This window comes from Bacteroides sp. AF20-13LB, assembly GCF_003603065.1.
Taxonomy (GTDB): Bacteria; Bacteroidota; Bacteroidia; order Bacteroidales; family Bacteroidaceae; genus Bacteroides; species Bacteroides uniformis.
On record NZ_QTMH01000012.1, the window covers coordinates 45,914 to 64,421 of the forward strand.

General features: G+C 48.6%; 17 protein-coding genes. 13 read left to right on the plus strand and 4 right to left on the minus strand.

Going from position 1 to position 18,508, the window contains the following annotated elements:
• A complete protein-coding gene (locus tag DWX62_RS15420; protein WP_117719978.1) occupies nt 1-1,407 on the plus strand; it encodes a TolC family protein in 1,407 nt (468 codons plus the stop codon).
• A 432-nt stretch (nt 1,408-1,839) separates the two neighbouring features.
• On the opposite strand, the gene DWX62_RS15425 is transcribed toward DWX62_RS15420, so the two are convergent.
• Nucleotides 1,840-3,336 (minus strand): acetyl-CoA hydrolase/transferase family protein, encoded by a 1,497-nt coding sequence (locus DWX62_RS15425; protein ID WP_009037535.1) that lies wholly within the window; start codon nt 3,334-3,336, stop codon nt 1,840-1,842.
• Between the two features lie 73 nt (nt 3,337-3,409).
• Nucleotides 3,410-3,790, minus strand: a complete 381-nt coding sequence (locus DWX62_RS15430) for a hypothetical protein (protein ID WP_057254107.1) — start codon at nt 3,788-3,790, stop codon at nt 3,410-3,412.
• Between the two features lie 394 nt (nt 3,791-4,184).
• Between DWX62_RS15430 and miaB the strand changes: the two genes are divergently transcribed.
• Nucleotides 4,185-5,558 carry a tRNA (N6-isopentenyl adenosine(37)-C2)-methylthiotransferase MiaB gene (gene miaB, locus DWX62_RS15435; protein ID WP_005833992.1) on the plus strand — a complete coding sequence of 458 codons (1,374 nt, stop codon included), beginning with the start codon at nt 4,185-4,187 and terminating at the stop codon, nt 5,556-5,558.
• A gap of 98 nt (nt 5,559-5,656) precedes the next feature.
• Here miaB and DWX62_RS15440 read toward each other — a convergent pair whose 3' ends face one another.
• Nucleotides 5,657-6,160: a DUF3836 domain-containing protein gene (locus DWX62_RS15440; protein WP_005833994.1), complete on the minus strand. Its 504-nt coding sequence runs from the start codon at nt 6,158-6,160 to the stop codon at nt 5,657-5,659.
• Nucleotides 6,161-6,532: 372 nt separating this feature from the next.
• Between DWX62_RS15440 and DWX62_RS15445 the strand changes: the two genes are divergently transcribed.
• From DWX62_RS15445 to metK, 8 genes are all read left to right on the plus strand, one after another.
• Complete coding sequence (locus DWX62_RS15445; RefSeq protein WP_005833996.1) at nt 6,533-7,432, plus strand: class I SAM-dependent methyltransferase; 900 nt, start codon at nt 6,533-6,535, stop codon at nt 7,430-7,432.
• Between the two features lie 82 nt (nt 7,433-7,514).
• Complete coding sequence (locus DWX62_RS15450) at nt 7,515-8,390, plus strand: permease-like cell division protein FtsX (RefSeq protein ID WP_005825286.1); 876 nt, start codon at nt 7,515-7,517, stop codon at nt 8,388-8,390.
• An 83-nt stretch (nt 8,391-8,473) separates the two neighbouring features.
• On the plus strand, nt 8,474-8,713 hold the full coding sequence (locus DWX62_RS15455) for a DUF3098 domain-containing protein (RefSeq protein ID WP_005833999.1): 240 nt from the start codon (nt 8,474-8,476) through the stop codon (nt 8,711-8,713).
• 156 nt (nt 8,714-8,869) lie between these two features.
• Entirely contained in the window at nt 8,870-9,661 is a 792-nt protein-coding gene (locus DWX62_RS15460; RefSeq protein ID WP_005825291.1) for an undecaprenyl-diphosphate phosphatase, read from the plus strand.
• Nucleotides 9,662-9,777: 116 nt separating this feature from the next.
• On the plus strand, nt 9,778-10,485 hold the full coding sequence (truB, locus tag DWX62_RS15465) for a tRNA pseudouridine(55) synthase TruB (protein ID WP_120172991.1): 708 nt from the start codon (nt 9,778-9,780) through the stop codon (nt 10,483-10,485).
• A 116-nt stretch (nt 10,486-10,601) separates the two neighbouring features.
• A complete protein-coding gene (gene queA / locus DWX62_RS15470) occupies nt 10,602-11,660 on the plus strand; it encodes a tRNA preQ1(34) S-adenosylmethionine ribosyltransferase-isomerase QueA (RefSeq protein ID WP_005825296.1) in 1,059 nt (352 codons plus the stop codon).
• 2 nt (nt 11,661-11,662) lie between these two features.
• Nucleotides 11,663-12,139 carry a 2-amino-4-hydroxy-6-hydroxymethyldihydropteridine diphosphokinase gene (gene folK, locus DWX62_RS15475; protein WP_005825297.1) on the plus strand — a complete coding sequence of 159 codons (477 nt, stop codon included), beginning with the start codon at nt 11,663-11,665 and terminating at the stop codon, nt 12,137-12,139.
• Between the two features lie 216 nt (nt 12,140-12,355).
• On the plus strand, nt 12,356-13,648 hold the full coding sequence (gene metK / locus DWX62_RS15480) for a methionine adenosyltransferase (RefSeq protein ID WP_118274275.1): 1,293 nt from the start codon (nt 12,356-12,358) through the stop codon (nt 13,646-13,648).
• 136 nt (nt 13,649-13,784) lie between these two features.
• Here the strand turns inward: metK and DWX62_RS15485 are convergent, their stop codons facing one another.
• Nucleotides 13,785-14,993 carry an ATP-binding protein gene (locus DWX62_RS15485; RefSeq protein WP_120172992.1) on the minus strand — a complete coding sequence of 403 codons (1,209 nt, stop codon included), beginning with the start codon at nt 14,991-14,993 and terminating at the stop codon, nt 13,785-13,787.
• A 293-nt stretch (nt 14,994-15,286) separates the two neighbouring features.
• Here DWX62_RS15485 and DWX62_RS15490 point away from each other — a divergent pair, with 293 nt between their 5' ends.
• From DWX62_RS15490 to DWX62_RS15500, 3 genes are all read left to right on the plus strand, one after another.
• Nucleotides 15,287-16,921, plus strand: a complete 1,635-nt coding sequence (locus DWX62_RS15490) for a tetratricopeptide repeat protein (RefSeq protein ID WP_005834011.1) — start codon at nt 15,287-15,289, stop codon at nt 16,919-16,921.
• Between the two features lie 127 nt (nt 16,922-17,048).
• Nucleotides 17,049-17,444 (plus strand): DUF3244 domain-containing protein, encoded by a 396-nt coding sequence (locus DWX62_RS15495; RefSeq protein WP_005834014.1) that lies wholly within the window; start codon nt 17,049-17,051, stop codon nt 17,442-17,444.
• Between the two features lie 19 nt (nt 17,445-17,463).
• Nucleotides 17,464-18,441, plus strand: a complete 978-nt coding sequence (locus tag DWX62_RS15500; protein WP_005834017.1) for a hypothetical protein — start codon at nt 17,464-17,466, stop codon at nt 18,439-18,441.
• Nucleotides 18,442-18,508: the final 67 nt, after the last annotated feature.

The following is an 18,508-nucleotide window of genomic DNA, read 5'->3' on the forward strand; positions in this document are numbered from 1 at the left end:
ATGAAGAAACATATCATCCTATTGTCCGCCGCCGGTTTGCTGTTCAGCAGTTGCGGCGTGTACACCAAATACAAACCCGCTACCGAGGTCCCCGACGGCCTCTATGGGGAAGAAATGGCAGCTTTTACGGAGAGCCTCGCCGGTTCTCCGGCTGCCACCGAAGACAGCCTGGACCTTGGCCTGGGCGGCATGGACTGGCACGAGCTTTTCACCGACCCACATCTGCAGGCACTCATCGGACAAGGGTTGCAGAACAATACCGACTACCAGTCGGCACAGCTCCGCGTGGAGGAAGCCGAAGCTACCCTGCTGTCCGCAAAGCTTGCCTTCCTGCCCTCCTTTGCCCTTGCGCCGCAGGGCACGGTGAGCAGCTTTGACAGCCGCAAGGCCACACAGACCTATTCGCTGCCCGTCACTGCCAGTTGGGAGCTGGATATTTTCGGCCGCATGCGCAATGCCAAGAAACAGTCGAAGGCGCTCTATGCGCAGAGTCAGGACTATCGCCAGGCCGTGCGTACCCAGCTCATTGCCGGGATAGCCAATACTTACTATACCCTGCTGATGCTGGACCAGCAGCTTGCCATCTCCAGGCAGACCGAAGAGACGTGGCGGGAAACCGTTGCTTCCACCCGTGCCCTGATGAATGCGGGCATGGCGAACGAATCCGCCGTGTCGCAGATGGAGGCCACGTACTATCAGGTGCAGACTTCCGTGCTCGATTTGGAAGAACAGATAAACCAGGTGGAGAACAGCCTTGCGCTGTTGCTGGCAGAGACGCCCCGTCATTACGAGCGCGGTGTGCTGGCAGAGCAGCAGTTCCCCGTGGGCTTTTCTATAGGGATTCCTGTTCAGATGCTTTCCTGCCGTCCTGATGTCCGTTCGGCTGAGCGGACACTGGAAGCGGCGTTCTACGGCACCAATGCGGCGCGCTCTGCCTTCTATCCCTCCATCACGCTGGGCGGGAGTGCGGGCTGGACCAATTCTGCCGGTTCAATGATTGTGAATCCCGGCAAGTTCCTGGCTTCGGCAGTGGGTTCGCTGACGCAGCCGCTCTTTGCCCGCGGGCAGGTCATTGCACAGTACCGCATAGCCCGTGCCCAGCAGGAGGAGGCTTCCCTTGCCTTCCAGCAGACATTGCTGAATGCAGGCAGCGAGGTGAACGATGCCTTGACTGCCTGGCAGACAAGCCTATCCAAAAGCGAACTGCTGGACAAGCAGGTAGCTTCCTTGCAGACAGCTGCCCGCAGCACTTCCCTGCTGATGGAGCATGGCAACACCACCTATCTGGAGGTGCTTACCGCCCGGCAGACATTGCTCAACGCACAACTGGCACAGACGGCAAATCGATTTTCTGAAATACAAAGCCTGATTAACCTCTACAAGGCGTTAGGGGGAGGTCAGGAATAGAGTGTCATCATACTACTCTCTCTGCATCTTCATTTTAAATGTGAAGGAAGGGCTGTCTGGGAAGTGATTCCGGGGCAGCCCGCTTTCAATGAATAGGAGGGATTAAATGGAGGCAAGTATTTCTCTAGACAAATTATTGCAGTTTTTCACTCAATGCGAACGATAAGTGTTGGCTCGGTGAGAGATCGATTGAAGAAACTGAAAAGGAAACTGAAGCAAAAGATAGTGAGTTTACCGGTAAGAAGGAGGTTTTGCCAGGAATTGATGCAGGGATGTAGTAGGTACTGAAATAGCTTGTTGTTGGATCTATAGATGCAGCGTGTTCCATCTATATATGCAACGCGTTGCATATATAGATCCAGCAAACCGGAAATATACATGCAACGCGGTATATCTTTCGGGCGGTTTTTCTCCGCCTTTTTAGGGAGCAGTTTATTTATACTGTGCCCAGTCTACATTCTTCATGTCTCCACTTTTGGCCAGCTCAGCGTGCATAGCCAGTGCGGCGCGCAGGGCATGGGGAGTCTGTGACTTGCCGTCGGTCAGTTTCAGGTAATCCCACAGAATGTTCTTGTAGTCCGGATGAACACAGTTTTCGATGATGGCTTGTGCACGTTCTTTCGGACTCTTGCCGCGGAGGTCGGCCACACCTTGTTCGGTGATGATGATGTTGACGTCATGCTCCGTGTGGTCCATGTGCGAAACCATCGGCACGATAGCCGAGATTTTACCTTCCTTGGCAACGGACGGACAGGTGAAGATGGAGATATAGGCATTGCGGGTGAAGTCACCGCTTCCACCGATACCGTTCATCATCTTCGTACCGCCGATGTGCGTGGAGTTCACGTTGCCGTAGATGTCGGCTTCGATGGCGGTGTTGATGGAGATAACACCGAGTCGGCGCACCACTTCCGGGCTGTTGGAGATTTCCGACGGACGGAGCACCAGCTTGTCGCGGAAGAAGTCCATATCCTGGTAGATGCCTTCCAGGCAGTCGTTCGTTACGGTCAGTGAGCAGGCGCTTCCGAATTTCACGCGGCCTTCGCGGATAAGTCCGATAACGGAGTTCTGGATAACTTCTGTGTACATTTCAAACGGCGGGATGGTCTTGTCACGTCCCAAAGCACCCAGTACGGCATTGGCAATGTTGCCCACACCAGATTGCAGCGGCAGGAAGGTAGGCGGAATGATTCCGCGTTTCATGTCGGCGGCAAGGAAGTCGGCCACGTTCTGTCCGATTTTGTCGGTCAGCGGGTCGGCGGCGGCAAACGAACGTGCCTCGTCCGGCCAGTTAGTCTCCACTACGCCGACAATCTTTTTCGGGTCTACCTGGATGTAGGGCAGGCCGATACGGTCACTCGGTTTGTAGATGGGGATTTCGCGGCGGCAAGGAGGGTCGAGGGGTTCGTAGACGTCGTGCAGACCCATGGCACTCTTGCTGTGGGCGGCATTCAGTTCCACGATAATCTGGTCGGCCAGGCGGCAGACAGTCGGAGCGATACCGCCGGCAGCCGTCAGGTAGATTTTACCGTCGGGAGTAACTTCACATGCCTCGATGATAGCAACATTCACTTTTCCCATGAAACCATAGCGTACTTCCTGCGCCATCTGTGAGAGATGGATGTCGTTGTAGGCTATTTCGCCATTGTTCACGGCTTTGCGGAAATCGGCGTTGGTGGTGTAAGGAGCACGGTAGCGGATAGCTTTGGCGCGTGAAAGGATACCGTCGCAGGAATCTCCGGTAGAAGCACCGGTGAAGATACCTATCTGGAACGGGTTTCCTTTTGCATGTTCTGCTTCCGCGATTTTTGCTAATTCAGCCGTAACGGCTTTGGCTGTTCCTGCGGGAGTAAATCCGCTCAAGCCGATGTTGTAGCCATGTTTAATCAGGCTCGCAGCTTCTGCTGCCGAAATGTAATTGAGTGCCATAATATAAATAGTTATTTTTTCGTGTAAAGATTCTGAAGGGGCTCGTAATTGGTTCTGCAATTATCGACTGTCTTTAATATTTCCGTTGAAGTATTTCTGACCAGATGATGGCTTTCCTCGCTTCTTCTGCCGAGTGGATGCCGTATTCGGACGTTACTTCATCGGATTCCTGCGGACGGGATGCCGGGGAGGGAGGGGAAGCCTTTATGGAAGTGTGCTTGGATTTGGCAGACGGTTTGGATACCGGCTTGGGCTTTTCTGCCGGCTTGGGGCCTTTGGGAATAAAGCCTCCGTAAGTATCTCCGCCCCAGTATTCGGGCAATGGGTTGTCAACGTCGGGCATAGGTATATCGGGACTCTTGTCAGCATTTTTATTTGCTTCTTTCTTAAACTGCTTGACGAGTCCGATTACTATGACAGCCGCAACTAACAGAAACTTGAAGACATCTTCCATATTCTTTTTGATTTTCCACCCAAAGATAGTGCAATTATCTCTTATCTTTGCTTTTGGGCAAAGTTAATTATTTAATCTGATTACAGCCAAGGAATTGGTAATAAAAAAGGGCAGCTTCACAGCTCCCCTTAATTTTTTTAACCTAAACCTTAACTATGAAAAAATCTAATGTTTCTTTCATTCCACAAATTTGTGAATTAATTTGCTCTATGCCAAATTAACACTCGGAAAATGTTTGCTCTCTTAACATAAATTAGCTGATAAGGCGCAGATTGACAACTTGTAATGGCATTTTTCTTTCATTTCATCCGTTTATTGGGAGGGAAGAAGTATCTTTGCGCTCCGAATGACAGATACCAACTTATGATATAAACTGATTTTAAACGAACTGATTATGGAAAAAGTAACGGGAGCAGACTTTAAATCTGCAACTGCTGATGACAACAAGAAGTTGTTTATCGAGACTTACGGCTGCCAGATGAATGTGGCCGACAGTGAAGTGATTGCATCCGTCATGCAGATGGCGGGATATTCGGTGGCCGACACCCTGGAGGAAGCCGATGCAGTGTTTATGAACACCTGCTCCATCCGCGACAATGCGGAGCAGAAGATTCTGAACCGTCTGGAGTTCTTCCACTCGCTCAAGAAGAAGAAACGCGGCTTGATAGTGGGTGTGCTGGGCTGTATGGCAGAGCGTGTGAAGGACGACTTAATCACCAACCATCATGTGGACCTGGTGGTGGGGCCGGATGCCTACCTTACTCTGCCCGAACTGATTGCCTCGGTAGAGGCCGGTGAGAAAGCAATGAACGTGGAGCTCTCCACCACAGAGACCTATCGGGATGTCATCCCCTCGCGCATTTGCGGAAACCACATCTCCGGCTTCGTCTCCATCATGCGTGGGTGCAATAATTTCTGTACTTACTGCATCGTTCCCTACACCCGTGGCCGTGAGCGTAGCCGTGATGTGGAAAGCATCCTCAATGAAGTGGCCGACCTCGTGGCAAAGGGTTACAAGGAAGTCACCCTGCTGGGACAGAACGTCAATTCCTACCGCTTCGAGAAGCCGGACGGAGAGACGATTACTTTCCCAATGCTGCTGCGCACCGTGGCAGAGGCAGCGCCGGGCGTACGTATCCGTTTCACTACCTCGCACCCTAAAGACATGAGCGACGAAACTCTCCAGGTCATTGCCGACATGCCCAACGTATGCAAGCACATCCACCTGCCGGTACAGAGTGGGAGCAGCCGCATCCTGAAGCTGATGAACCGCAAGTACGACCGCGAGTGGTATATGGACCGCGTGGCAGCCATCCGCCGCATCATCCCCGATTGTGGCTTATCTACGGATATATTCTCCGGTTTCCATAGTGAGACGGAGGAGGACCACCAGCTTTCCCTCTCGCTGATGGAGGAGTGCGGATACGATTCCGCCTTCATGTTCAAGTACAGCGAACGCCCCGGTACGCATGCTTCCAAGCATCTGCCGGACGATGTGCCCGAGGAGGTGAAGATTCGCCGTCTGAATGAAATCATCGCCTTGCAAAACCGTCTCTCTGCCGAGGCGAATGCCCGTTGCGTGGGCAAGACGTACGAGGTGCTGGTGGAAGGTGTTTCCAAACGCAGCCGCGACCAGTTGTTCGGCCGTACGGAGCAGAACCGTGTGGTGGTGTTTGACCGTGGCACGCACCGTGTGGGCGATTTTGTGATGGTGAAGGTTACCGAATCCAGTTCGGCTACGCTGAAAGGAGAAGAGGTAGCCGGCTGACGGGATATGACAGAGTACAGTCTCGATGACACTATCGGTATAAAAATAAAAGCACGAACCTCACGGTCCGTGCTTTTCCATATTATAAACTTTAAATTTTATTCTGTCATGGCCAGAATATTCGCTACGTAGTCGGTCTTGTTGTAGCTTACCAAGGTCAATTCGGACTTTGGAACGTCCTGGTTGTAGAGTTTGTAAGCTACCGGCATGTTTTCATCGTTCAATTCATACACACTTTTCTTCATGTCTTTGTCATAAGCCTTGTGAGACTCGTTCCAACGTGCGTAGGACATGGTGATTTCATCATTGCCATATTGGTATGTCATTTTAAAGTAAGGTATCCATTCATCTTTTGCACCGTCCCACTTGGAGGCTTCCTTGCAGGTCAGGCGTTTCTGGTCGTCATAAGAGTATTCATAACGGATGTGCCGGTAAAGTTGTGCGCCGTCTTGCTTAAAGATGGTCTTGGCAACTACTAATTCGTTTTTCACTTCTTCATTGGTGATGAAGTTGTTTTCCTGAGCTTTCACTTCTGTATTCATAACGCTTACGATAGTCATTGCTACGAATGCGACTGCCTTGAATAAATTTGTAGTTTTCATAATCTTTATTTTTAATTGTTGTTACTTACTCTGTTTCTTTTAGACGTTGTTCCCGATTAAAAGGTTGCATTCCAACTAATCTTTTTCTCAAACGCCTTCGCCTAATTATAGTCAATTCCCATGCCAAATATTTAAGTTGTTGATAATCAATGAATAAATGCTTTCGAAAACTGTTCATTATCGGACAGTTGTCCGCTTAATATCGAACAGTCGGTCATTCGTTCCGCCGGCTGGCCGGAGTAAGCGTTTGTTTTCTTAAATCTCCTTAATGGAAGCCCTATAAATCACTTTTTATTTGTTATTTTGCACCAAATTTAGGTATAGTGTGGTCTGTTTCATTTGGGCTGCACTTCCTTATTGGCAGAACGTTCGATGAATAAACTCACTATAAAAGCTTGTCCGTTATGTGGTGGAACGCATTTGGAGCGTGCCCTGACATGTGTAGACCATTATGCCTCGGGCGAAATGTTCCACTTGTGCCGCTGCCGGGATTGCGGTTTCCTTTTCACGCAAGACTTTCCCGTGGAGGCTGAAATCGGTCGTTACTACGAAACTCCTGATTACATTTCACATACCGATACCCGCAAGGGGGCGATGAACTCCGTGTACCACTGGGTGCGCAACTATATGCTGGGACGCAAGGCACGTCTTGTGGTCCGTGAAGCACACCGCAAGGAGGGCCGTCTGCTGGATTTGGGTACGGGGACCGGTTACTTTGCCGATGCCATGCAGCGTCGCGGCTGGCAGGTGGAAGCTGTGGAAAAGAGTGCGCAGGCGCGTGCCTTTGCCAAAGAACACTTCAATCTGGATGTGAAACCCCATACGGCATTGAAAGATTTTGCACCGGGCAGTTTCGACGTCATCACCCTATGGCATGTCATGGAACATCTGGAACCCCTTAACGAAACGTGGGAAACCCTGCACTCCCTGCTGACTGAAAAGGGGGTGCTGATTGTAGCTGTGCCCAACTGTTCCTCCTTCGACGCAAAGAAATACGGGGCTTACTGGGCTGCCTACGATGTGCCCCGCCATTTGTGGCACTTCACACCGGGCACCATCCAGCAATTCGGTTCCAAGCATGGCTTCATCATGGCAGAGCGGCATCCCATGCCGTTCGATGCCTTCTACGTCTCCATGCTGACAGAAAAGCACATGAGGCACTCGTGTACTTTCCTGCGGGGAATGGTGACCGGTACACTGGCCTGGTTCAGCGCGTTGGTGAAGAAGGAACGCAGCAGTTCCATGATTTACGTGTTCAGGAAGAAAGGGTGAGAAAAGGGATTAGGGATTAATGATTAATAGCGACTGATTTACATAACTTGTAGCTTGTAACTCGTAACTTATAATTGGTATAATGAAAGCAAAGAATAACTCGGTATCCTATTTTGACATGCAGTTCATTACGTCCAGCATCAGTACGACGCTGGTGTTACTGCTGTTGGGGCTGGTCGTATTCTTTGTGCTCGCGGCTCATAATCTTTCCGTGTACGTCAAGGAGAACATCAGTTTCTCCGTGCTTGTCAGTGACGACATGAAGGAGAGCGACATCCTGAAGCTTCAGAAGAGGCTGGACAAGGAGGCTTTTGTGAAGCAGACGGAATACATTTCCAAGAAGCAGGCACTCCGCGAGCAGACTGAGGCGATGGGTACGGACCCGCAAGAGTTCCTCGGCTACAATCCTTTCACTGCCTCCATCGAAATCAAGCTGCATTCCGACTATGCCAATTCGGACAGCATCGCCAAAATAGAGAAACTGATTAAAAAGAATACCAATATCCAGGAAGTGCTCTATCAGAAAGACTTGATAGATGCCGTGAACGATAATATAAGGAATATCAGCTTGATGCTGCTGGGGCTGGCTGTGATACTGACGTTTATCTCCTTTGCGCTGATAAACAACACCATCCGTCTGGCTATATATTCCAAGCGTTTCCTTATCCACACCATGAAGCTGGTGGGAGCAAGCTGGGCATTCATCCGTCGTCCGTTTCTGCGGCGCAATTTCTGGATAGGTGTGCTGGCCGCTTTCATAGCCGACAGCATTCTGTGGGGAGCCGCCTATTGGCTGGTGTCCTACGAACCGGAGTTGGTCAAGGTGATTACGCCCGAGGTGATGGTGCTGGTGTCGGGTGCCGTGCTGGTGTTCGGTGTACTTATTACGTGGCTGTGCGCTTTGCTTTCCATCAACAAATATCTGAGGATGAAGGCAAGCACACTGTATTATATTTAACGCCTTGAAGTGCATAGAGAGAAAGTACTGTTATCGCAGCCTCCAAATAGTAAATTGTAAATAGTAAAATAGTAAATGTATAGATGAGTAAAGAGAAATTCGCTTTTGATAAGACCAATTTTATCCTGCTTGGCATCGGAATGGCGGTGGTTATCATTGGTTTTCTTCTGATGACCGGCCCCGTGTCTACCCCGACGACCTTTGAGCCGGACATTTTTAGTGTGAGGCGCATCAAGGTGGCTCCGGTAGTTTGCCTGCTGGGGTTTGTGTTCATGATATATGCCGTGCTGCGCAAGCCTAAAAGCTGTCGTGCAGAGGAGTAAACTTTCAGACGCGGATTACACAGATGACGCAGATTGGAATATTAGAAATCCGTGTCATCTGCGTTATCTGCGTCTGAAAAATAATCAGAAAGAAAGTAGTAACAGAGCTTCCGGACAGCCCCTCCGGCAACTCAAGAACTTAAAAACTTAAACAAATTGGAATGGTTTGAAGCGCTTATCCTTGGGCTTATTCAAGGACTGACCGAATATCTGCCGGTGAGCAGTAGCGGACACCTCGCCATCGGTTCGGCATTGTTCGGTATTGAGGGAGAGGAGAATCTTGCTTTTACGATAGTGGTACATGTGGCTACGGTGTTCAGTACGCTGGTGATACTCTGGAAAGAGATTGACTGGATTTTCAAGGGACTGTTCAAGTGGCAGATGAACGAGGAGACACGTTACGTCATCAATATACTGGTATCCATGATACCTATCGGCATTGTGGGGGTATTTTTCAAGGACGAAGTAGAGGCCATTTTCGGTTCGGGACTGGTCGTTGTGGGCTGCTGCCTGCTGCTGACAGCTCTGCTGCTGTCTTTCTCCTATTATTATAAGCCGAAGCAGAAGGAGAACATCAGCATGAAGGATGCCTTTATCATCGGTCTGGCACAAGCATGCGCGGTGCTTCCGGGGCTTTCCCGTTCGGGCAGCACCATTGCAACCGGTCTGTTGCTGGGCGACAACAAGGCGAAGCTGGCACAGTTCTCTTTCCTGATGGTGATGCCTCCCATCCTGGGCGAGGCACTGCTGGATGGAATGAAGATGATGAAAGGTGAGGCGGTTGCAGGGGATATTCCGACACTTTCGCTGGTGGTAGGTTTCCTGGCTGCTTTTGTTTCGGGCTGCCTGGCCTGCAAGTGGATGATAAATATTGTGAAGAAGGGCAAGCTGATTTATTTTGCCATCTATTGCGCGATAGCCGGTGTCATAACGCTCATATTAAGCTAAAGTCCCCTCCTTGTGTGGGGGGAAAGACTGATTACTCCGGAAATCAATAAGAGAAAAATATTAAGTTGTACCATTTTATCCCCCTCCCTACCGGGGAGGGGTTAGGGGAGAGGCCAATGAATTTTAAAGAAGGAGAAGTCCTCTATTTCAATAAACCGCTGGGATGGACATCGTTCAAGGTTGTGGGACATGCGCGTTACCACATCTGCCGGCGGATAAAGGAGAAGAAGTTGAAAGTAGGCCATGCCGGTACCCTCGACCCGCTTGCTACGGGGGTGATGATAGTCTGTACGGGCAAGGCCACGAAACGGATTGAGGAATTCCAGTATCACACGAAGGAGTACGTTGCCACCATCCGGTTGGGTGCCACCACTCCCTCTTACGACCTGGAACATGAGATAGATGCCACCTATCCCACGGAGCACATCACCCGCGGACTGGTGGAGGAGACGCTGAAGAAGTTCATCGGCGAGATACAGCAAGTGCCTCCCGCCTTCTCGGCATGTATGGTGAACGGGAAACGTGCCTACGACCTTGCCCGCAAGGGAGAGGAGGTAGAGCTGAAACCCAAGTTGCTCGTCATCGACGAGATAGAGCTGCTGGACGACGGGCTGGGTATTGCCGAACCGTGGATAAAGGTACGCGTAGTATGCAGCAAAGGAACCTATATCCGCGCCCTGGCACGTGACATCGGCGAAGCCCTGCAGAGCGGCGCTCACCTCACCGCCCTGGAGCGTACCCGCGTAGGCGACGTCCGGCTGGCAGACTGCCTCAATCCCCTCGATTTTAAAGAGTGGATAGAGGCGCAGGAGATAGATATTTAGTTATAAGTTATGAGTTATTTGCTATGAAGTGTAGCATACTGCCGGATAACTCATACCCTCTTATGACTAAAACAGACTGATATAAATAATAAATAACTTATAACTCATAACTAATTATGAAACTGTCGCAATTCAAATTCAAGCTTCCCGAAGAGAAGATAGCTTTGCACCCCACGAAGTACAGAGACGAGTCACGTCTGTTGGTGTTGCACCGTAAGACGGGTGAGATTGAGCACAAGATGTTCAAGGATGTTCTGGACTATTTTGATGACAAAGATGTGTTTATCTTCAACGACACCAAGGTTTTCCCTGCCCGCTTGTACGGTAACAAGGAAAAGACCGGTGCGCGTATTGAAGTGTTCTTGTTGCGTGAGTTGAACGAAGAGCTCCGGTTGTGGGATGTACTGGTGGATCCTGCCCGTAAAATACGTATCGGCAATAAGCTCTACTTCGGTGACGACGACTCCATGGTGGCTGAGGTTATCGACAACACCACTTCGCGTGGGCGTACGCTTCGTTTCCTTTACGACGGTCCGCACGATGAGTTCAAGAAGGCGCTCTATGCGCTGGGCGAAACGCCGCTGCCCCACAGTATCATCAACCGTCCCGTAGAGCCGGACGATGCCGAACGTTTCCAGTCTATTTTTGCACGCAACGAAGGAGCTGTTACGGCGCCTACCGCCAGCCTGCACTTCAGCCGCGAGCTGATGAAGCGTATGGAAATCAAGGGTATTGACTTTGCCTACATCACCCTGCATGCTGGCTTGGGTAACTTCCGCGACATTGATGTGGAAGACCTCACCAAGCACAAGACAGACTCCGAGCAGATGATTGTGAACGAGGAAGCCGTACGGATTGTGAACCATGCCAAAGACCTGAACCGCCAAGTCTGTGCCGTAGGTACCACCGTGATGCGTGCCATCGAGAGCACTGTCAGCACCGACGGACATTTGAAGGAATACGAGGGTTGGACCAACAAGTTCATCTTCCCGCCGTACGACTTTACCGTGGCCAATGCCATGATATCCAACTTCCACATGCCGCTCAGTACCCTGCTGATGATTGTTGCCGCTTTCGGCGGTTACGAGCAGGTGATGGAGGCATACAATGTGGCATTGAAGGAAGAGTACCGCTTTGGTACGTATGGAGATGCGATGCTGATTACAGACCGGTAATTATGGTTGTTTATTTCAGTCTTGGTACCAATCTCGGCGATAAGGAGCAGAATCTCCGCATGGCCGTCCAAAAGATAAGAAAGCAGATAGGTGAAGTGATTTCCCTATCTGCTTTTTATGCTACTGCTCCGTGGGGCTTTTCTTCCGATAATACTTTTCTGAATGCCGCACTCTGCGTAGACACTGCTTTGGCGCCTTTGGAGGTGTTGCAAACGACGCAGGAAATCGAGCGGGAGATGGGGCGTACGCATAAGTCTGTCAATGCAGTGTATAGCGACCGTGTGATAGACATCGACCTGTTGCTCTGTTTTGCCGATGACGGTACTCCCGTTTTGCTGGATACTCCCGAACTGAAACTTCCTCATCCGCTGATGCAGGAACGCCGTTTCGTGATGGAGCCGTTGGCGGAGATTGCTTCAGGCGTGGTGCATCCGGTATTGGGAAAGACAATCGGGGAATTGTTGCAAAATCAGTGTTAATCTCTGCTATCTGTAGCGCAGATACAAGATTTCTTTTTTATCTTTGCCTCCGAAAAACGATATGTGGAGAGATTTGAGTAGCTTGCAACCACAGAAAAAAATGCTAAAACACATCCTTTTCTGACGGCACGTTTGTGTGCCGGATGCATCTACTCCACACACCTCCTTCCGCCATTCGTTGAATTATCAATTATCAACTATCAATTCTCAACTGAAATGGGATATTTATTCACATCCGAATCGGTGTCTGAAGGACACCCCGACAAAGTGGCCGATCAAATATCGGACGCTGTGCTTGACAAACTGTTGGCCTACGACCCCAGTTCGAAAGTAGCTTGCGAAACTCTGGTTACTACCGGTCAGGTAGTGCTGGCTGGAGAAGTGAAAACCAAAGCGTACGTTGACATGCCTCTCATCGCACGCGAAGTAATCAAGAAAATCGGCTATACCAAAGGCGAGTATATGTTCGAGAGCAATTCGTGCGGCGTGCTGAGCGCCATCCACGAGCAGAGCCCCGACATCAACCGCGGCGTGGAGCGACAGGACCCCATGGAACAAGGTGCCGGAGACCAGGGAATGATGTTCGGCTACGCCACCAACGAAACGGAGAATTACATGCCGCTTTCACTGGACCTTGCACACCGCATCCTGCAAGTGCTGGCAGATGTCCGTCGCGAAGGCAAGGTGATGACCTACCTCCGTCCCGACGCCAAGAGCCAGGTGACCATCGAATATGATGACAACGGCACACCCGTACGCATCGATACCATCGTAGTTTCCACCCAGCACGACGACTTCGTACAGCCTGCCGACGACAGCGATGCCGCCCAGCTGAAGGCCGACGAGGAAATGCTCGCCCAAATCCGCCGGGATGTAATCGAGATTCTGATGCCGCGTGTCATTGCTTCCATCCATCATGAAAAGGTGCTGGCACTGTTCAACGACCGTATCACATATCACGTCAACCCCACGGGCAAGTTCGTAATCGGTGGTCCCCACGGTGACACCGGGCTGACGGGACGCAAGATTATCGTAGATACCTACGGCGGCAAGGGTGCCCACGGCGGCGGCGCTTTCTCCGGAAAGGACCCCTCTAAGGTAGACCGCAGCGCAGCTTATGCAGCCCGCCACATTGCCAAGAATCTGGTAGCTGCCGGCGTTGCCGACGAAATGCTGGTACAGGTAAGTTACGCTATCGGTGTGGCACGCCCCATCAATATCTTCGTAGATACTTATGGCCGCAGCCACGTCAATATGAGCGACGGTGAGATTGCCCGTAAAATTGACGAGCTGTTCGACCTCCGCCCCAAGGCGATAGAAGACCGCCTGAAACTGCGCAACCCCATCTATCAGGAGACTGCCGCCTACGGACACATGGGCCGCGAGCCGCAGACCGTCGTCAAGCACTTCCGTAGCCGCTACGAAGGCGACAAGGACATAGAGGTAGAGCTCTTCACCTGGGAAAAGCTGGACTATGTGGAGAAGGTAAAAGCCGCCTTCAGCCTATAGCCTCCCCTAATTGTCAATTATCAATTATCCATTGAAAAAGTAATCAGCGTAGCTTTACGGCTATTTATATAGAAGGCTGCCCTTCTGCTCCGAAGTATCGGGACGGAAGTGGCAGCCTTTGATTTCCTTAATTTGGCTATCCGAGCAGGAACTCGCTGGCAGGTATCATTCGGATTGTCTTCCCGTCTTCTTCGAAACGATCGGCCTGATTGGTGGTCACGATGACACCCTCCGTAAGGTTGAGTGCCTTCATGGCTTCCAGCAGTCCGTTGTATTCGCGGGTGAAGTTCAGTTCGGTTATCTGGTGGCAGACTTGGACGGCGCGGCACACTTTGCCTTTCTCGCTGACTATGAAGTCGCATTCCCCCTTGTCTTTATAGTAGCAGATGCTGCCCGGTTGCCTGCGCAGATGCAGGAAGATAAGGTTCTCCAGCTTATGCCCGGTAGCGTCCGAGAAGTTGGCCGCAGCTTCGTTCACCAACCCTAAGTCCATGGCATATACTTTTTTCGGATTCCGAGCTTGCACCTTCAGCGAATAATTGAAGATGGGCACGAACTCCAGCAGATAGGAACTTTGATAGAACGAGAAGTAATCCAAGAAGGTAGACGTTGCCTTTATATCGAACATCCCGGTCAGTTTCCCCGCCGATACAAGGTTGCCTACATTGGATAGCAGGTAGACGGCAAGTGCGCGTAGTGAGTTCACATCCTTTATCGAATTGCGTATGGCGATGTCCCGTATCAGGATGTCGTCAATCAGTGTGTTCAGGATAATCTCGGCATGATACTTCACATATTCCGGGATGCCCCCATCGTGCATATAGGCCGAAAGCGAATCTTCACCGGCAGGCAGGTTTCTGAACGACAAGAACTCTGAATAAGAGAAGGGAAAAAGCTCCATCGGGATGTGTCGGCCGGTGAGGTGGGTGCCCAGTTCCCTGCTCAGCAACGAGGCGTTGGAGCCGCTGATGAATATGGTATATTCTGCATTGAGCATCTGATGGATAAAGATTTCCCATTTGGGGATAATCTGTATCTCGTCGAAGAACAGTACGCGGATGCCGCGGCGTTCTATCTCCCGCAATAGGCGGGTGAAGTCATCGGCATCGAAGTTGGCAAGGCGGATGTCCTCAAAGTTCAGGTAGAGCGCCTGGTCGTACTTCCGGGACATGAGTTGCCGCAAGAGGGTGCTCTTGCCACAACGGCGGATGCCGGTGATGATGGTGGCAAACGAAGGTACTGCCGGTACGCCGGCCAGTGCCTCGCGCGTCAGTCCGTTTTCTTTTTTGCGGAATATCTCGGCTTGCGCATCCAATATAGCCGATATTTCTTCTTGTCTGATCATCTTGTTAGGGGATTGATTCCTGCAAATATACGAAATCGTTTGTTACTAACAAATGATTTCGTAGTTTACCAGCAAACGAATATTCTATTTGCAGGAGTCAGAAGGAGGTGTTCATAGTCGGGGAGTTATCAGGGGAGGTAGAAGGAGTTATCGCCCTTTAACTCCTTCTACCTCCCCCGATAACTCCCTTAAATGAAAGAGCCGTGCTTTGTAAGTTATAAATTGAAATGAAGTGACGGCATTCTGTCTTAAATTATGTATTTTTGCAGCAGAGACGACAATAATACTGATATATGAGACACCTTCTATATATTTTCTGCTTTTGTTCAGGCCTTGTCTTTCTGTGTCATTCTTGCAGGAGGGAGATTGCTTCTGTATATCCTGCGCTTCTTTCTGCCGATTCCATGATGTGGAGCAATCCCGACAGTGCTTTGCTGGTGTTGGAACAGATACCGGATTCCCGCGAGTTGCGGGGAGAAGAACGCGCCTTGTATGCGTTGCTGCTGACACAAGCCCGATACAAGAGTTGTGTGCTGCTGGAGAACGATTCGCTGATACAGATAGCGGTAGACTATTACGACGGAGGCAGAAAGCAGGAACGGCTGGCGCAAGCATACTTCTATTGGGGATGTGTCTATCTGGAAAATAAAGAGTTTCCGAAGGCGATAAGCCTCTATCTGAAGTCGCTGGAACTGATACCAGAGAAGGACTCTATATTCGTGGCGATGCTGTACACCCATTTAGGGAGTTGCTATAGTGGACAAAAACTGCGCTCTATCGCAAGAGACATGTATAAAAAAGGGTATGCCTTTTGTGTGGGTAAAGATTCTGCCCGGGCTTGTTATCTCTTGAATGATATTGGAGATACTTTCTTGGTGGAATATCAATTGGATAGTGCTTTGGTGTATTATCGGCAAGTGTTAGAAATGGCTTCTGCTCTTCAGCGTTCCGATTTGCTATTTGCTATATGTAGCGATATAGCTGCTCTCTATAATGAACAAGACAGATATGCCGAAGCTGAATTTTATATATCGAAAGCATTGTCATATCAATCTTCCAAAAAAGATTATACTTTAGCTTGTTCTACCAAAGGGGATATTTTAGGTGACTTAAACCAAAGCGATTCTGCCATTTATTATTGGAAGATAGGTGCTGAATCCTCCAACATATATGTAAAGGCATCGTCTTATGACTGCTTGTTTCGGGAATACAAGAAAATGAAATTATGGAAGGAGTCTACTTTGTATGCTGATTCTTTCTTTATCTATTATGATTCTATCCAAGCGATGAATGACCGTGCAGAGCTTGATAAACTGATGGATAATCATCTGGTGGAGTTGCATAAACGCGAGTTGTCTGCCAGAAATCAATGGATTATTGTAGGTTTGGTTGCCGCTTTTCTTGTTCTGGTAGCGATATTGATTATTCTTTATCTGTGGCGTGATGGTCGTAGGAAAAAGAAATATGTAGATTTGCAGCAGCGATTGATGGAGAACCGTGCGGAAGCCATATTCCTGAGTGAAGTTACCGAAGCATCTTCCGATGACAGGAATGCAGAACTGGAGAAATTGGAAAAAGAACGTTTTCAAATTTGTCTGTCTTTGTTTGAAACAACGGCAGGAAGTAAAAGACTGGATGAACTGAAGAAGGCCACTCCTTCAATGCAAATCAAGATAGCAGATACATACAGAGCATTGATTGTAAGTAATATCCGGAAATCATTTGCCGATGTCATGGGTAACCTGAAAGAACGTTACCCCAATTTGACGAATGACGACCTGCTTTATTGTGTGTTGTCTCTGCTTCGTTGCCCCAAAGATGTCATTCTGCATATCACCAATGTTTCTGCAGATGCCATAAAAGTAAGGAAAAACCGTATTAAGGGCAAAATTGATGCTGAGCAGTTCTCTCATATCTTTGATTGTTGATAATCAATGGCATATCTTCTCCTTTGTTACTTTTGTTACCCGTTGTTGTTACCTTTATTACCTCTTTTTTCTTTGTTAGTATAAGAAAGTAATCTTCCTTTGTCTCGAAACCATTGAATTAATTAATATGAAGACAAGAGAACTACTATTGTTATGTCTATTTTCCTTTATTTCTATGAGTGTAAATGCAGGACAATATCAAAAGAATGAAAGGAAAATAAGATTGGAAAAGCACGATTCTAAAAATTCTCCGGAGAAAGCAGGACGTTCTACTATTCCATTCGAAGTATTTGCTTATTTGAATTCGGATTACGAATTAATATCAGTAGATTTAAAGAGTACTGCTGATGTTGAGGTTTCAGTTACCAGCCTTTTTACTAATGAAACCATTCTTTCTGATTCGTACTCTACTTCTACTTCTGAGATAATACTAAATTTAGCAGGTTTATTAAATGAAGGAGAAGCTTACCGTATAGAAATTACTATCGGAGATACCGTATTATACGGGGATTTTACGTACTAACACTATAATTCAAGAAAAAATGAAGAAACATTTGCTGTTCGCCTTTTTGGGCGCGCTGGCTTGTTGCTCATGCAGCAACAGCTACGATTTATTGGAGAACGATGCAGAGCTTGCCAGGGCTGCCGAGGATTATGAATTGTCGACCAGAGCCGCCAGCGCTGAAGCTGATTCTGCCAAAATTGAGACAATAGCCGACGAACAGGCCATTCAGGCTACGATGGATGAGTATGAACAGAAATTGATGAACAGATTGTCTGTTGCTAAAGAAAGGGTTATGCGTACAGCTTATGCCGCAACAACTGACGTAGTAGGAGTTTTCAAGGTTGGTTCATGTGGTACGTACAAAGAGTTAACTCTTCATCTAGATGCAGAAGATACTAGACAGAATTCTAAAGTTTCAGGTCCAGTGGGAGATACATATGTGGATGGTAATGGTAATGTGAATTTTAAATTTTGTTTGACTGAAGCAAATAGGTATTATCCAGGTGGGGTATTTCTTGTTAATCATATAAATTATTCTCAGTTTGGTGGTACAATGGATGTTCTTGTTCGTTATCATGATTGTGATGATAAGCATAATAAGAATAGCATAAGTAGTACTGATACAAGATTTTCGTCAGTTAAAGATCTTGCTGGTTATACAATAGTGGATACTAATGCTGCTTTAGCTTGGGCCTATCCTCCTTACCCTCGTCCTCAATGGACACCACCTTTTGGACTTGGTCCAAAACAATCTATCACATATGGGGTTTTATTGGATGGTCCAGCATTTACTGATAGAGGAATAATTTATGTTGATGATGAAGATTCCAGTAACAAAAATTGGTTGAAGCACTATAAAGGATATAAAGAAGATACTTCAAGTATATCATCGGGTATGCATGGAATAGAAGGAACAGATAATACAAGATATTATGTTGTCTTGAATACGGATAAGGAGGACTTTGTGTTAAGAAATCTGTATCATCCTAATTTTGGAAGAGTCCCTCTGCCGTAGCGATATGAAGTATCTTATTTTTTTATATTTCTTTTTTCTGTGCTCTTGTTCCAATCGGGACAAGAGC